Source organism: Acinetobacter sp. B-6, assembly GCF_056930735.1.
In genome coordinates, this window is sequence record NZ_JBXPBY010000006.1 from 144506 (window position 1) to 157838 (window position 13333).

General features: G+C 40.3%; 12 protein-coding genes. 10 read left to right on the forward strand and 2 right to left on the reverse strand.

Annotated features, from left to right (window positions below; all coding sequences use genetic code 11):
- Positions 1-157 precede the first annotated feature (157 nt).
- The 7 genes from AC1Z3T_RS09305 (at position 158) to AC1Z3T_RS09335 (ending at position 9738) form a co-directional block, all read left to right on the forward strand.
- Positions 158-1960 (forward strand): ABC transporter ATP-binding protein, encoded by a 1803-nt coding sequence (locus tag AC1Z3T_RS09305; RefSeq protein ID WP_100885810.1) that lies wholly within the window; start codon positions 158-160, stop codon positions 1958-1960.
- Complete coding sequence (locus AC1Z3T_RS09310) at positions 1954-3732, forward strand: ABC transporter ATP-binding protein (protein WP_100885809.1); 1779 nt, start codon at positions 1954-1956, stop codon at positions 3730-3732. The genes AC1Z3T_RS09305 and AC1Z3T_RS09310 overlap by 7 nt, the downstream gene beginning before the upstream one ends.
- Positions 3723-4664: an ABC transporter permease gene (locus AC1Z3T_RS09315; RefSeq protein ID WP_100885808.1), complete on the forward strand. Its 942-nt coding sequence runs from the start codon at positions 3723-3725 to the stop codon at positions 4662-4664. The genes AC1Z3T_RS09310 and AC1Z3T_RS09315 overlap by 10 nt, the downstream gene beginning before the upstream one ends.
- The gene (locus AC1Z3T_RS09320) at positions 4664-5611 is read left to right on the forward strand and encodes an iron chelate uptake ABC transporter family permease subunit (protein WP_100885807.1); all 948 of its coding nucleotides are present in this window, start codon (positions 4664-4666) and stop codon (positions 5609-5611) included. The genes AC1Z3T_RS09315 and AC1Z3T_RS09320 overlap by 1 nt, the downstream gene beginning before the upstream one ends.
- Complete coding sequence (locus AC1Z3T_RS09325; protein WP_005033297.1) at positions 5608-6378, forward strand: iron ABC transporter ATP-binding protein; 771 nt, start codon at positions 5608-5610, stop codon at positions 6376-6378. The genes AC1Z3T_RS09320 and AC1Z3T_RS09325 overlap by 4 nt, the downstream gene beginning before the upstream one ends.
- A gap of 4 nt (positions 6379-6382) precedes the next feature.
- Complete coding sequence (locus AC1Z3T_RS09330; protein WP_042088256.1) at positions 6383-7369, forward strand: siderophore ABC transporter substrate-binding protein; 987 nt, start codon at positions 6383-6385, stop codon at positions 7367-7369.
- A 140-nt stretch (positions 7370-7509) separates the two neighbouring features.
- On the forward strand, positions 7510-9738 hold the full coding sequence (locus AC1Z3T_RS09335) for a TonB-dependent receptor (protein ID WP_100885806.1): 2229 nt from the start codon (positions 7510-7512) through the stop codon (positions 9736-9738).
- A 129-nt stretch (positions 9739-9867) separates the two neighbouring features.
- Here AC1Z3T_RS09335 and AC1Z3T_RS09340 read toward each other — a convergent pair whose 3' ends face one another.
- Positions 9868-10155 carry a DUF1330 domain-containing protein gene (locus AC1Z3T_RS09340; protein ID WP_005033291.1) on the reverse strand — a complete coding sequence of 96 codons (288 nt, stop codon included), beginning with the start codon at positions 10153-10155 and terminating at the stop codon, positions 9868-9870.
- Positions 10156-10202: 47 nt separating this feature from the next.
- The gene (locus AC1Z3T_RS09345; RefSeq protein ID WP_005033289.1) at positions 10203-10865 is read right to left on the reverse strand and encodes a GntR family transcriptional regulator; all 663 of its coding nucleotides are present in this window, start codon (positions 10863-10865) and stop codon (positions 10203-10205) included.
- 148 nt (positions 10866-11013) lie between these two features.
- Here AC1Z3T_RS09345 and AC1Z3T_RS09350 point away from each other — a divergent pair, with 148 nt between their 5' ends.
- From AC1Z3T_RS09350 to tgnA, 3 genes are read left to right on the forward strand one after another with little or no spacing between them, the layout of a single operon-like run.
- Positions 11014-11616 (forward strand): amino acid synthesis family protein, encoded by a 603-nt coding sequence (locus AC1Z3T_RS09350; protein ID WP_009586814.1) that lies wholly within the window; start codon positions 11014-11016, stop codon positions 11614-11616.
- Positions 11585-12376 (forward strand): alpha/beta fold hydrolase, encoded by a 792-nt coding sequence (locus AC1Z3T_RS09355; RefSeq protein ID WP_046760560.1) that lies wholly within the window; start codon positions 11585-11587, stop codon positions 12374-12376. The genes AC1Z3T_RS09350 and AC1Z3T_RS09355 overlap by 32 nt, the downstream gene beginning before the upstream one ends.
- Before the next feature lie 24 nt (positions 12377-12400).
- A complete protein-coding gene (gene tgnA / locus AC1Z3T_RS09360; RefSeq protein ID WP_009586735.1) occupies positions 12401-13333 on the forward strand; it encodes a flavin-dependent trigonelline monooxygenase reductase component in 933 nt (310 codons plus the stop codon).

Here is a 13333-nt window from a genome sequence, read left to right on the forward strand (position 1 = left end):
GGTCAAATCCGTTTACTTTATTTAATTAGTTTACTACAATGCAACTAAATCTATTGATATTAATTCTCATTTGTATTTATAAATAGATTTACTGTCATTTTCTCAACAACATCAGAACTTGGCGGAACGGGAATAATCAAAACAGGTTTTTTATGTTATGTGTGCAAGTGATGTAAATGAAATTCAGCCTAGACCTATTAACCCACTCAGCTTTGTTCTGAAACCCATACGGCTCTATTTATTTTTAGCTTCGTTGATTGCTGCTCTGGGTTCAATGCTGACTTTAGTGCCACTCATCGGCATTGCCTATTTCGTCAAAGTTTTGTTTCTTGGTCACAGTGCCATGGAGATGTCTAACGTCGATTTATCTGATGCCTTATGGATATTGTTAGGCTGTTTGGGAAGTTTATTGTTGGGGATGTTATTGATCACCCTCAGTGAATTCATTGCACATTTAGCAGACCATAAAATCACTGGGATATTACAAAAAGATATTACTCAGCATCTTACTCAACTGCCTTTAGGATGGTTTACACAACGAAGTTCTGGGGAAGTAAAACAAGTTATTCAAGATGATATGGGGCAGCTTCATAGTTTGACTGCGCATTTTTATCCAGCTGTTGGACGAGCGCTAGGTATTATTATTGCTGTTATCTTTCTATTTTATATTGATTGGCGAATGGCAGTTCTGTCACTGCTCCCATTCGTAGGTTTTGTGTTTTTTTTGCGCAAAGCCATGCATGCAAGTGAGCAGAATATCCAAGATTTTGCTGTTCAAATGGGGCAGATTAATAGTGCTGCTGTTGAATTTACCCGTGCAATTCCGATCGTAAAAACTTTCGCTCAAAGTGGACAAGCTTCGGTGGGGTATCAACAGGCTGTTCGTACTTTTGCACACGCATTTAAAGTGTTTACTCGCCCGTTGGTTAAATCTATGGCGCATGCACATGCCATGATTTCACCGATCACGATATTGGGTGTGGTCATGTTGAGTGGCGCAATTTTCATATATCTAGGGTGGTTAAATCCCATTGATTTATTGGCTTTTGTCTTGATTGCTCCGGCAATCTGTGCCCCCACTTTATTGCTACATACTTTATTGCATGATTTGCAAGCTAGCGATGCTGCAGCACAACGAATATTAGCATTGTTAGAAAAACCGATATTAAAGGTCTCTCCAACAACACAATCACTTGTACTCGAAGATCAGACAGTCTGTTTTCATCAGGTGAGCTATGCCTATGATCAAACGCATGAGGTGTTATCTCAACTAGATTTTTCGCTGCAACCTGGAACCTTTACAGCCATCGTGGGTCCATCAGGAGCAGGAAAATCAACCATAGCGCAATTGATCTTACGATTTTTTGACCCAAGCCAAGGTCATATCACATTGGGCGGAGTCGATTTGCGCAATATTCAGCCAAATATGTTGTATCAGCAAATAGGGTTTGTGTTGCAAGACACACAACTGATTCATGCCAGTCTCTATGACAATATTGCTTTAGGACGATCTAATGCAACCCAGCAGGAGGTTGAACAAGCAGCAAAAGCAGCCAATATTCATGATCGTATTATGCGTTTACCCAAACAATACCAAACCATGATCGGTGATGAGATTCAACTTTCTGGTGGTGAACGCCAACGGATCAGTATAGCTAGAGCAATTCTACTCGATCCACCCATTCTTATTCTCGATGAAGCGACAGCAGCAGCGGATATCGAAAATGAAATGGCCATCCAAAATGCACTGTCCAATTTTGTTCAACATCGAACTCTTTTAGTGATCGCACATCGCTTGGAGACCATTATGCATGCAGACCGTATTTTGGTGCTCGATCAAGGGAAAATCATTGAGCAGGGGACGCACATGCAACTTTTAACCCATCAGGGCTTATATGCCCAATTGTGGTCACATCTGGACAAACATACCCAACAATCAACTGGAGAAACCCTATGCTGAAAACATTTTCTCAACTGTTGGGTGACGATGTCTCTATTTTTCATCGTTATCTTGGGATTGCTCTGTTATATGGTCTAATTTGTGGTTTGAGCATTTTGCTACTGGGATTGATTTTGTCACAGTTAATCCTTGGCAATATTCAACAAATTGGACTTTGGTTGAGTCTATTGTTTGCTGGAATTGTGTTGTGTTGGTGCTTACGCCGTGTTGTTGAAGAAATGGGAATTAAGGTTGGAATTGCACTTTTAGAACATGCTCGTTTAAGTCTAGGTCAGCATGTTGCGAGCCTACCTGTCGGTTGGTTTAATCCTCAAAATACAGCAAAATTTAATCATCTGGTGACACAAGGCATGATGTCTGTTGCACAGCTTCCAGCACATGTTTTTACCCCTTTAATTTCTGGGGTGATTACACCATTGGTGATTATTGTCGGTTTACTGTTTATCTATGGCATTTTAGGATTAATTGCGTTGTTGGCAATTCCTTTAATTGTCGTCGTGTTCTGGTTCAGTTCAAGAATTGCCAAATATGCAGATGAAACTTATCAGCAGCGTTTTGCTGAAACCAGTCAGCGTGTTGTGGAGTTTGCACAGGCACAATCTGTTTTTCGTGCTTTTAATGCTGAAGGAAATAGCCAGCGATTTCTTGATCAAGCAATTGATCAACAACGTCAAGCCAGCTTTAAACTGATTTTACTGTCATCGTTATCCTCAGTAATGAATACATGGGCAATTCAAGCTGTTTTTGTCCTGCTAATTTTGGCTATGTTTATGCTCGTGAATCAGCAAATGACAGGGCATTTTCTCAGTCAGGATATGCTAAGTATCGCCATATCGTTGTTATTTATCAGCCGCTTTATTGATGCATTATTAGAAGTCGCAAGTTATAGCGAAGTGTTGCGCAGTGCAGACAGTCAGTTACAGGAAATGCGAGATATTTTAAATATCCAAGTATTCACAGAAGGCAAAAAAACACAACAGCTTGTAGATGCTTCAATTGAGTTTAAAAATGTCGATTTTCAATATACACAAGATGGGCAAAAAATATTACAAGACCTGAGCTTATTTATTCCTTCAGGAATGATGACGGCATTGATCGGGGCATCGGGTTCAGGAAAAACCACGTTGGTCAAATTGATCGCCCGTTTTTTTGATGCCAATCAAGGTCAAGTTTTGATTGGTGGGGTTGATGTTAAACAACTGCCTGATCAACAGCTTAGCCAACAGATCAGTCAAATTTTTCAAGATAATTATTTATTTGCTGGCACGATTGCAGAAAACATTCGAATTGGTCAGCCCAATGCAACAGATGCAGATATTCTAAAAGTTGCTGAAAAAGTGGGAATTTCAGAAATGATTGCTCGTCTACCAGAAGGTCTTGAGACCAAGACAGGTGAGGGGGGCGCTCTACTTTCAGGCGGAGAGCGACAACGCATTGCGATTGCTAGGGCGCTGATTAAAGATGCACCAATTTTATTGGTGGACGAAGCAACTGCTGCCTTGGATGCAGAAAATCAAGCAATTATTGCTGAGGTGTTAAACGATTTACGTGGGAAAAAAACCATATTGGTGATTGCCCATCAGCTTTCAACCATTGCAACAGCCGATCATATTGTCGTATTAGAGAATGGACAGATAATTGAACAAGGAACACCTTCACAACTGTGCTTAAGTGGTGGTTATTATGCCAAATATTTAAAACAGAGTCAGAACGTTAAGGGATGGAAAATTAGCAAAAAAATACAGGCTGAGGCAACTTCAAAATGCCTCTAGCTTTATTTTTTGTTTTCTGTGTGCTTTGTATTAGTTCACTTTTGCTTGGTGCACAACAACTTGATTTTAATGGCTTGTTATCCATGTCGAGTGAAGCATGGTTGACCCTGACTGCAAGCCGTATTCCTCGTTTGATTGCCATTATTTTGACTGGTATTGGCTTATCTGTATGTGGTGTGATTTTACAACATATTGTCCGTAACCGTTTCGTCGAACCTGGAACCACGGGTGGTTTAGATGCAGCAAAACTTGGGATATTGGTGTCACTCACGCTCATTCCAGCAGCAAGTACATTGAGTAAAATGCTATTTGCAATGCTTTTCTGTCTGATTGCCAGTTTGCTTTACATTGTGATTATTCGCCAAATTCGCTTTAAGAACACCGTATTAGTCCCTGTGATTGGATTAATGTATGGCGGTATATTGACTGCCCTGGCGGAATTTTATGCCTATCAAAATAATATCATGCAGAGTATGCAAACTTGGCTGATGGGAGATTTTTCTCGTGTAATCCAAGGGCACTATGAAATTATTTATTTTATTTTACCCATCATCCTACTGACCTATATTTTTGCACATCGTTTCACTGTACTGGGTATGGGTCAAGACATGGCATCAAGCTTGGGGCTAAATTATGCCACGATGACTGCAATCGGCTTATTGCTTGTAGCAGTTACAGTTTCAGCAACAGTGATTACAGTTGGAGCAATTCCATTTGTAGGGTTGGTGATCCCCAATCTGGTGGCTTTGAAGTATGGTGAGAATTTAGTAAAAACTTTACCCATCGTTGCTTTGGCTGGTGCTTCATTACTTCTACTCTGCGATATTGTTGGGCGTTCTGTCCTTTATCCATTTGAAGTTCCTATCGGTCTCACCGCAGGTGGCGCAGGAGGAGTGATCTTCTTGCTCTTGATACTGAGAGGGCTGCGCTAATGAATATAAACAAGCTCGGCACAATGCTATGTGCAACCGTTGCTCTTGCAATTGTTTTTATATTCTTCGGTTCCCACTTTGATATGGATTATGTCATTCCTCAGCGCCTATTTAGACTTGCTGCGATTGTATTGGGCGGAATTTGTGTGGCATGTACCTCTATCATTTTTCAGACTCTTGTGGGCAATCGTGTCTTAACACCCGCCATCATGGGCTATGAAGCGGTTTATTTACTCTGGCAAGCCCTATTGTTATTTATTTTTGGTACTCAAGGGGTGTTATGGCTTGGCATAACTGCTCAGTTTTTTATGGGTATTTTTCTGATGTTGTTCTATTCATGGGCACTTCATCTATTTTTATTATCGCGCATACACAAAGATATTTTTCAGCTTTTGCTATTTGGTTTGGTCTTTACCATGGTGCTTGGCACTGTCACTCAATTTATTCAATTAAAAATTAGTCCGGGTGAATTTTCAGTTTTTCAAGGATTAAGTTATGCATCATTTAACCGTGTTCAGTCAGAAACCCTGATCTTTGCCGTGATTATGATTGTCTTTGTTTTATGGCGAGTGCTGAATACTTTACCAATTTTGGACGTATTAAGTTTAGGGCGTGAACAAGCAATATCACTAGGCGTTGATCATCATCACTATGTCAAATTTTATTTGGCTTTGATTGCCGTTTTGGTGGCAGTTTCAACCAGTTTAATTGGTCCTACAGCATTTATGGGCGTGTTTATTGCCAATATCGCTTATGCCATTGCAAAAAGTTATCAGCATAAATTTACTCTAGCGATAGGGTGTCTGGTTGCAGTCGCAATTTTTCTAATCGCTCAAATCCTTGTTGAACATGTATTTAATTATAAAACGACAGTCAGTATTTTGATCAATTTGGTGTGCGGTATCTATTTTCTCATATTGGTGGTCCGTACTCGAGGTGTGACATGATCAGTGTTCGTAATATCTATAAATCCTATGGTATCAAAAATATACTCTCTGAAGTGACCATTGATTTTCCTGAAAAAAAGTTAACTTCCTTGATTGGTCCCAATGGTGCAGGTAAATCGACGCTATTGATGATGATGGCAAATTTGTCTCAGCCAGATCAGGGGGAGATTTTATTCAATACTCAAAATATTCGGGAGATACACCTCGCGGAATATGCCAAGAATGTGGCAACCCTCAGACAGACACCAGGGATGAATTTGCGGATGACCGTGAAAGAGCTGATAGCTTTTGGGCGCTTTCCTTATAGTCGTGGTTCATTGACTTCATATGATCATCATGTGATTGATGAAGCAATCCAATTTCTAGATTTAGATGCTTTGAGTGACAGTTATCTCGATGAACTCAGTGGTGGTCAGCGTCAAATGGCATTTTTGGCAATGACCATTGCACAGCAAACTGAGGTGCTGTTATTGGATGAACCTCTCAACAATCTCGATATGAAACATGCTGTTCATATTATGCAGGCCTTACGTCGATTGTGTGATGAACAGGGGCGAACCGTGATTTTAGTGATTCACGATATTAACTTCGCTGCAAATTATTCAGATCATATTGTCGCCTTGAAAAACAATACAGTTTATTTGAGTGGACCAACTCAAAGGGTGATTACTGCGGCACAGTTAAGTGACCTGTACGAGCTAAATTTTGACATTAGCTATAGTGAGCATGGCTATATGTGTAACTACTTCAACTCATCAGGAGCTTGAATCTATGAATTGGAACAACAAATCTCAACGTCTTGTGGTTGCCATTTTGGTCATGTTGAATTTCACGGCTTGCCAAGAATCCAACGATCAAATCAAACCCAAAGACCAAGCACAACAGACTATTCAACTTGATACGCCTATTGTGTTTAAACATGAACTGGGTAAAACACAACTGGATTATCGACCGCAACGTGTTGCTGTATTGGATATGAATGAGGCAGATTTTCTCGACCAATTGGATGTTCCTATAGCGGGAATGCCAAAGGACTATGTACCACACTTTTTAAGCAAGTATAAACAAGATAAAAATGTTCAAGATCTCGGTGCTATTGTTCAGCCGAATATGGAAAAGATCTATGCATTAAAGCCTGATCTTATTTTGATGACGCCATTACAAGCAAATCAATATCAAGCGTTATCTAAAATTGCACCGACTTTACACTATGACATCAACTTTAATAACAGTCAGCATCATCATATAGACATGATCAAAACCCATTTGATGAGTTTGGGAAAAATTTTTGATCGAACAGCTTTGGCTCAACAAAAAGTGGCTGAATTAGATAAAAAAATTAGACAAGTTCAACAGATAACTGCTACTCGTCCAGAAAAAGCATTGGTGGTTCTACATAACAATGGTGCATTTAGTAATTTTGGTATTCAGTCACGTTATGGCTTTATTTTTAATGACTTGGGTGTAAAACCTGCCAGTACGATGGTAGATACCAGTTTGCATGGACAACCTATTTCGAGTGAATTCATTCAACAGGCGAATCCCGATATTTTGTATATCGTAGACCGTACTGCGGTTATGGAACATCGCCCAACAATTGATGCACAAAATGTTAGCAATCCATTGTTGCGTCAGACCAAAGCATGGAAAACAGGCAAAGTTGTTTTTGTTGATGCAGATGCGTGGTACACCACGGCAGCAAGTCCGAGTTCTATGCAAATTTTAATGAATGATGTTCTCAAGGGGTATCGACTATGAATTAAGTCTTTCTACGATAAATTTATAGCCAGATAAACATCTAGCCAAAAACATACCGTTCAGATATTCAGATCGCATACTTTTATTGAAAAAAGTGTGCTCAGGAAAGCTGTGTCTAAAAAATCAATGGATATACAGATATGAAATTTTTCAATAGCGTTGTATCGACTGGTCAAACGCAATTATTCAGATGTTTACAGTCTAAATTTAAGCTTAAAAACTTGATTTCTGCACAAATGATGTTGGGTTGGGGGCTTACATTAAGCTTCCCGATTTCTTTAGTCCATGCAGAAGACACCCAAAAGTTAAACTTGTCTCAATCCGCATCACCACAATTACCGACCATCAATGTACAAGCGTTACAAGATAAATCTTCAACTTTTGCAGGACAGATTTCATCGCAAAATAACCTAGGTTTTCTGGGTGATAAAGACTTCATGGAAACGCCATTTAATAGTATTGGCTATACAGATCAATATATTGAAAACCAACAAGCTAAAGATATCACTGAGGTGATTGCAAAAACTGATCCTTCTGTTTTTACCAATGGGGCGAGTGGTGGGTGGAGTGAAAATTACTACATTCGTGGATTTTCATCGAGTACCAGTGATATGTCGATGAATGGAATGTTTGGAATTACACCTTTTTATCGCACCTCTCCAGAGATGTTTGAAAGAGTTGAAGTTTTGAAAGGACCTTCGGCTTTGTTAAATGGAATGCCACCAGCAGGTTCGGTAGGAGGTGTGGTTAACTTGGTGACCAAAAGGGCGGATGATGAAGCATTAAACCGTTTCACGGCAACGTATATGTCAGACTCCCAATGGGGAGGACATCTGGATTTGGGGAGACGTTTTGGAGAAAATAAAGCATTTGGTGTGCGTTTCAATAGTGTCTATCGTGATGGAAATGGAGCAATCAAAGATCAAGATAAGCAGACCCAACAATTTTCTTTAGGACTCGACTGGCGTGGAGAAAATGCCCGTTTCTCTGCAGATTTATATCGTGCAGAGGATCGTGTAGACGGTGTGAATCGAGGAATTAACCTTGCGCCCGGGGTGGATATTCCAAAACCGCCTAAGCCAGATACTTTACTCAATCCAGACTGGTCATTTGTTGAAACCAAAGATAAGGGAGCAATGATACGTGGTGAATATGATATCAATGACCAGTTGATGGCTTATGCAAGTTATGGACAGAGCAAAACTGATTATAAATATAATGGTGCAATGTCCGCCACAGTGCTTGATCAACAAGGAACTTTAGAAACTAAAATGGGTCAATTGGCATTTGATCTTGAAAAAAAATCGGCAGATATTGGCTTCAAAGGACATTTGAATACAGGTGTAGTTGCCCACCAATGGGTTGCCAATGCGACCTATTATGAACATGATCAAAATGATTATGGAGTCAGAAATGTTGCTGGTGCTGAATGGATCACAAATTTATATGATCCAGTATGGGGAAAACCAGTACCATTTAATACACCACATATCGCAAAAACTTCTTCGCGCCTCAGTAGTTATGGTATTGCCGATACTTTATCTTTTGCCCAAGACAAGGTGCAACTGACCGTGGGTGTACGACAACAGGAGGTGGTGAGCGAATCGTTTAATATTGTCACAGGCAACCGAATTTCTCGCTATGACAAAAGTGCGACTACACCAGGCGCAGCAATTTTATTTAAAGCCACGAATTATCTGTCACTCTATGCAAACTATATTGAAGGATTAAGCCAAGGAACAACCGCTCCATATACTGCTGTAAATGCTGGGGAGGTATTTGCACCCTTTAAAACCAAGCAAAAAGAGGTGGGATTAAAAGTTGATATCGGTCAATTCAGTAACACTTTAAGCGTGTTTGAAATTGAAAAACCAAGTAGCTATACAGACCCAGTGACCAATATTTTCACTGCGGATGGCGAACAGCGTAACCGAGGTGTTGAATGGAGCTTTTTAACGACACCTGTTGAGCATGTTCGTCTACTGGGGGGGATTGCTTATATTGATCCTGAATTAACCAAAACAGCAGGCGGAAAAAATCAGGGCAATACCGCAACAGGTGTTGCAAAACAACAAGCTAAGCTGGGCTTAGAGTGGGATACGTCGATCTTAGATGGCTTGACTTTGACAGCAAATGCAACTGCGGTTTCTAAGCAATATATCAATCAGGAAAATACATTATCTGCTTCAGGTCGAACATTATTTGACTTGGGCGCAAGGTATAAATCAGCGCTAATACAGTTTCCAATGACCATACGTGCCAGTGTGAATAATGTCACCAATAAAGCTTATTGGGGAATGCCGCAGTTATCCAGTTTAGCACTGGGCGCTCCGCGGACATATATGTTGTCAGTTTCTTTGGACTTTTAATATGCCTTGTCTAAGTTTTTCCAAACAGTGAGAACCAGTCAGCGAGCAGATTGAAAAGAGTTTAGCTGCTCTTTTCAATCTATTGCACAATGGCATCGATCAAGCACTGCCTTAAAATATTCCAATCACTTAGTCTAAGCTTTCAACAATACTGATCATGACATCAGCACAATTTTCACGTGCCAATCTGGCTTTACGGTATTCTTCGGAATGATAACAAGCCTGAGCTGTGGCCAAATCTACAAATTCAATAATGACATGTCGTGCATATTCAGAACCTTCCATCACCAATGACTTCCCACCACGTGCAAGAAATTTTGCTCCATATTTTTCAAAAGCCAATGGAGCTAAAGCCATATATTGTTGGTACTGTTCTAAATCATGTACGGTGACGTGGGCAATCCAATATGCAGACATCTTTTCATTCCTTTGTTGAGGTTTAAATCATTTCACGGTCTATGCTTTCAGGCATTCAAAATATTTTTTGCCACTGATGCTGCTTCTGCAATATGTTCTGCAACTGCTTGTTTGGCTTTTTCAGCATCCTGATGTAAATAGATTGCTTCACACATATTTTTAATGCGTTGATAACCAGAAATTTGTCGTTTGGTGGATTTCATGGTCATGACACGCAGACGGCTGATACGTCCATTTAAACGTTGCACAACTTCCCAAGCGATAAAATGTTTGGCTGTGGTAAAAATGGTTTCGTAAAGTTTGGCTGAGGTTGAAATAATCAGATCAATATCATCAGTAGCGAATGCTTGCTCGAGTTCATTGAGTAAACGTTTGAGTAGAGTTGTCGTTTCATCGGTGAGGTTCTTGGTGCAATCAGCAACTGCACTTTGTTCCAATAACAGACGAATTTCATAAATTTGTGATGCAAGTTCCCAATCCAACAAGGACACAATAGGTCCTTTGTTCGGCAGGATTTCAACCAAACCTTCTGCTTCCAAATAACGAATGACTTCTCGAACCACTGAACGGCTTACACCAAGTTCTTCGCACAAGGTTCTTTCAACTAATCTTTTTCCAGAGGGGAAGTATCCCGTAATAATGGCATTACGAAGTTTGTTCAAACACAACTCACGTAAAGTCACAGGTGGATTTTCAATTTTAAGATTCATGGTGATTGAACTTTCCCAATTTTAATCATGCACAATTTTGTTACATGTTTCTTTGTCAAAATTAGCATAGCAAACTCTTGCTTTTTTTTCATTATGTATTATGGTATACCATAATACGAATGGCAAGTTGAATTCACAAGGAAGAACAATGAATCTAATCCGTAAAACTGTACTGCATGTTGAAACGACCTATGTCGATGGTGGTAAAGAAGCAGCAATACCTTTAAAAATGGTTGCAGCAGCAGCTGTAATCCAAAATCCATGGGCAGGACAGGGCTATGTTGAAAACTTGGCACCAGAAATTCGCCGTATTGCACCAATTTTAAGTGAGCATTTAACTCGTCTGATTTTGGATGAGGTCGGTTCAGGTGAAGCTGTACAAGCATTTGGTAAGAGTGCGGTTGTGGGTTTAAACGGTGAGCTTGAGCATGCTTCTGCACTGATTCACACCTTGCATTTTGGTAATACTTACCGTAGTGCGGTCGGTGCAAAATCTTACTTGGCATTTAACAATACCCGTGGTCCTGCCAATGCGCCGATCTTGATCCCGATGATGGATAAAAATGATGAAGGTCGTCGTTCTCATTATCTGACTTTACAATTTGCTATTCCTGATGCACCTGCAGCAGATGAATTGGTTGTGGTGATTGGTGCCGCAACAGGTGGTCGTCCACATCATCGTATTGGTGATCGTTATCAAGATTTGGAAGAGTTAGGTCATGATCTCAAAAACCCTGCAGCTGTCAAATAATCGGATTGCTCATTATTTTGAGCAGGGTGAAGGCGAGCCATTGGTGCTTATTCACGGTGTGGGTATGCAAGCTGAAGCATGGTATCCACAAATAGAATTTTTTTCGAAACACTATCGTGTGATTTCGGTGGATATGCCAGGTCATGGACAGAGTACCCAATTGGTCAATGATGCCCCTTTACAGGCATTTGTTGACTGGACGATTGAGTTTATATGTCAACTGAATGTGGGTGCTGTGAATTTAGCAGGGCACTCAATGGGTTCTTTGATTACCACAGGCGTGAGTGCAACACGTCCTGATTTAGTTAAACGAATGGCTGTTTTAAATGGTGTTTATAAACGCACAGAAAAAGCCAAAGATGCCGTGCTTCAGCGTGCTGAAGCACTGAAAACAGGAAAGATCGACATTGATACACCATTGCAACGTTGGTTTGGTGACAGCGAAGTCGAACGCCAAGCAGCATTAAAGGTAAAAACATGGCTGCAAAATGTGAACATGGCTGGCTACGCTACAGCTTATTCAGCATTTGCCCAAGGAGATTCAACCTACGCAGATGATTGGTCAAAAATCACATGTCCTGCTTTGATTTTAACAGGAACAGGTGATCCCAACTCAACCGCTGAAATGGCAGTACAAATGGCTCAGCAAGCACAAAATGCAAAAGCAATTGTGATTGAAAATGAAAGACATATGGTGAATTTAACGGCACCAGACAAAGTGAATAATGCAATGCAAGCATGGTTGGAAACCAGCGTCTAAATTGCTTGATGAAGGGATATAGCAATGAGTGAAATGGATACGATAAATAAAATACGTGAACTACGTGATGCTTTTGGATCATTTATGACCGGCGTTACCGTAGTCACAACCTGTACAGATGATGGAACTGCGCTCGGTTTTACTGCAAACTCTTTTGCTTCGGTGTCTTTGGACCCAGCATTACTACTGGTCAGCATTGCCAAGACATCGAGCAATTATCATCATTTTGCCAAGGCTCAGCATTTTGCGATTAACATTTTGGCTGAAGAGCAGAAAGATATTTCCAATACTTTTGCACGACCAAGTGATGATCGTTTTGCAAATCTGTCTTGGAAGACGAGTCAGTATCAAAATCCAATTATTGACCACGTGAGTGCATGGTTTGATTGCACCACTTATCAAATTGTAGATGCAGGTGACCATGCGATTTTGATTGGTCAAGTAGAAAACTTTGCTTCAGCAGGCTTTGCAGGTCTTGGTTATTATCGTGGTGCTTATTTCACACCCGCTAAATCATCGACCGATGTGATTTCAAGTATGAAAGTCATGATGATGGCGTTAATCGGTCATGAAAACCAGATTTTGCTTGAACAAACTGCTGATGGCAAATGGACTTTGCCGCATTTGCTCGTCAACAAAGATGGTGCTGAAAAAGCCCTCGAAAAAATCTTCAGTGTCTATCAACCTGAGGCATCGCCAAGCTTTATATATTCTGTATATGACGATATCACCACACAGCAACAGTATATTGCCTTCTTATGTAATACCCCAGTACTTCAAGCACATAAGGGTCAGTTTATAGACTTGAATGATCTTGAGCAGCTTACTTTTGTTGATAGTGCCTTGGAAAGTATGTTGATGCGTTATCGTAAAGAAAATTATCTCAAAACTTATGGGGTGTATTACGGTAATCAAACAACAGGTACAGTTCGTCAAATTGTTAAAGAGGAAGTTTAA

Excerpts from the sequence above, each read along its gene's own strand:
- AC1Z3T_RS09305 (WP_100885810.1), top strand. The coding sequence starts at position 158 with ATGTGTGCAAGTGATGTAAATGAAATTCAGCCTAGACCTATTAACCCA.
- AC1Z3T_RS09310 (WP_100885809.1), top strand. The coding sequence starts at position 1,954 with ATGCTGAAAACATTTTCTCAACTGTTGGGTGACGATGTCTCTATTTTT.
- AC1Z3T_RS09315 (WP_100885808.1), top strand. The coding sequence starts at position 3,723 with ATGCCTCTAGCTTTATTTTTTGTTTTCTGTGTGCTTTGTATTAGTTCA.
- AC1Z3T_RS09320 (WP_100885807.1), top strand. The coding sequence starts at position 4,664 with ATGAATATAAACAAGCTCGGCACAATGCTATGTGCAACCGTTGCTCTT.
- AC1Z3T_RS09325 (WP_005033297.1), top strand. The coding sequence starts at position 5,608 with ATGATCAGTGTTCGTAATATCTATAAATCCTATGGTATCAAAAATATA.
- AC1Z3T_RS09330 (WP_042088256.1), top strand. The coding sequence starts at position 6,383 with ATGAATTGGAACAACAAATCTCAACGTCTTGTGGTTGCCATTTTGGTC.
- AC1Z3T_RS09335 (WP_100885806.1), top strand. The coding sequence starts at position 7,510 with ATGAAATTTTTCAATAGCGTTGTATCGACTGGTCAAACGCAATTATTC.
- AC1Z3T_RS09340 (WP_005033291.1), bottom strand. The coding sequence starts at position 10,155 with ATGTCTGCATATTGGATTGCCCACGTCACCGTACATGATTTAGAACAG.
- AC1Z3T_RS09345 (WP_005033289.1), bottom strand. The coding sequence starts at position 10,865 with ATGAATCTTAAAATTGAAAATCCACCTGTGACTTTACGTGAGTTGTGT.
- AC1Z3T_RS09350 (WP_009586814.1), top strand. The coding sequence starts at position 11,014 with ATGAATCTAATCCGTAAAACTGTACTGCATGTTGAAACGACCTATGTC.
- AC1Z3T_RS09355 (WP_046760560.1), top strand. The coding sequence starts at position 11,585 with ATGATCTCAAAAACCCTGCAGCTGTCAAATAATCGGATTGCTCATTAT.
- tgnA (WP_009586735.1), top strand. The coding sequence starts at position 12,401 with ATGAGTGAAATGGATACGATAAATAAAATACGTGAACTACGTGATGCT.